The sequence below is a fragment of the Candidatus Komeilibacteria bacterium CG_4_10_14_0_2_um_filter_37_10 genome (assembly GCA_002793075.1).
Classification (GTDB): Bacteria; Patescibacteriota; Patescibacteriia; order UBA1558; family UBA1558; genus UM-FILTER-37-10.
The window spans coordinates 1-1,473 of sequence record PFPO01000083.1; the positions used below are offsets into that span (position 1 = coordinate 1).

The window sequence follows — 1,473 nt, forward strand, 5'->3', positions numbered from 1 at the left end:
TTCCCGTGCTAACAACTCCAACCGCAGCAAGCTGCGGGGAAATCTTCTCGATTATATTCTGCAAGTTTTATTTGCAGAGATATAACAAGTAGAGGGAAAGGTTGCCACCTTTCCCTCTTTTTAGATATCGTTACACGACTTAAACAAACATTATTTCCCTTTCTAGTTAAAAGTCTAGCATAAAAATTCTTTGATAGCTTACGTTTCAGCTATCGCTTACGCTTGCTACCTTTCAGGTTTGCAAGGATTTGCTTTTCGCTTTGCTCAAATTCCTCCTTGTCAAATCAGCCTTTTTATACTGCCTTCACTTCCTTTGGTCGTTTCGGCTCGCTTTTTCTCTCTTAAGAAAGGGAAAAACTTCCTTACTTAGAACAAAAGCTCTTTGACAATTGAATAGCCTGAGTTGAAAGCTAATAACCGTTGAGTATTAGACTAACGAGGTGGACAGCTTGGGAGCAATAAATAAATTTTTACATTATCAAAATGAAGTTACTTACAAATGAAATTCTTGAGAAGTTGCCTAAACTTTACTCACAGGAAGAAAAAGGACTAGAAGCGGTTGCAATAGTTAAGTTTTTTACTCCTGATAGTAACTGGACATGGTACGCAACAGAATTTGATGGAGAAGATTTATTTTTCGGACTTGTTGAAGGTTTTGAAAAAGAAATCGGATACTTCAGACTTTCAGAACTTCAAAGCGTAAAAGGTGCATTAGGTCTACCAATTGAAAGAGATATGTTTTTCAAGCCTAAAACATTAAACGAATTGATGAACTGAAAAAGAACCTTTGAGGGTGGGAAGGTTAAACCCTCAAATCATAAATTTTTATTAATACAAAATGACTACTACTTTATCGCTAGATTGGATTAAAAAAATCAATCCATATTACTGGGATACTTTACTGGAAGATGAAGAAATAATGTGGAATACATTATGGTGCTTTGATGAAACACAGTGGACAGAGCGAAACGCTCAAACAGTCAGAGAGTGCGGAATGATACCGATTGAGGTTGACGGATTGATTTTCTGCGGTCTTGCAGGTTGTGGAATGGATTTAACTGCAAATGTTATTTACACACAATACAAGCTAACAGGCTTTATTGATCAAGACCACGCCTACTACTTGAAACACCAATCAAAAGAATTTGTTGAGTATGTTATCGGAGAAAAGGCAAGAAACGAACTAATTCAATGTGTAAATAAGTTTTATAAGGAAATAGAAATATGAAAAACTTCTTAATACTAAATCATCTGTATAAATTCATCAAAGAAATAAACGAAAAAACCTTCATAGGACTAATTGAAGGGGCAACGGATGAAAAAGAAGCACTCAACAGAGCAAAAGCAAAATTCAAACTTTGGCGGAATGAAGAGCTAATAGCTGAGGAGTGTTATACACAAGTATAACAGGTTAAAGGCGGAGGTCAAAAGCTTCCGCCCTTACTAGAACTATTAAATATAAATTTATTCAAT

General features: G+C 35.5%; 3 protein-coding genes. All 3 read left to right on the forward strand.

What is annotated here, in order from left to right:
• The first annotated feature begins 483 nt into the window (after positions 1–483).
• Complete coding sequence (locus COX77_04240; GenBank protein PIZ98521.1) at positions 484–777, forward strand: hypothetical protein; 294 nt, start codon at positions 484–486, stop codon at positions 775–777.
• Positions 778–838: 61 nt separating this feature from the next.
• Positions 839–1,228 carry a hypothetical protein gene (locus COX77_04245; protein PIZ98522.1) on the forward strand — a complete coding sequence of 130 codons (390 nt, stop codon included), beginning with the start codon at positions 839–841 and terminating at the stop codon, positions 1,226–1,228.
• On the forward strand, positions 1,225–1,407 hold the full coding sequence (locus COX77_04250) for a hypothetical protein (protein PIZ98523.1): 183 nt from the start codon (positions 1,225–1,227) through the stop codon (positions 1,405–1,407). Before COX77_04245 ends, COX77_04250 begins: the two co-directional genes overlap by 4 nt.
• The last annotated feature ends 66 nt before the right edge of the window (positions 1,408–1,473 follow it).

Excerpts from the sequence above, each read along its gene's own strand:
- COX77_04240 (PIZ98521.1), top strand. The coding sequence starts at position 484 with ATGAAGTTACTTACAAATGAAATTCTTGAGAAGTTGCCTAAACTTTAC.
- COX77_04245 (PIZ98522.1), top strand. The coding sequence starts at position 839 with ATGACTACTACTTTATCGCTAGATTGGATTAAAAAAATCAATCCATAT.
- COX77_04250 (PIZ98523.1), top strand. The coding sequence starts at position 1,225 with ATGAAAAACTTCTTAATACTAAATCATCTGTATAAATTCATCAAAGAA.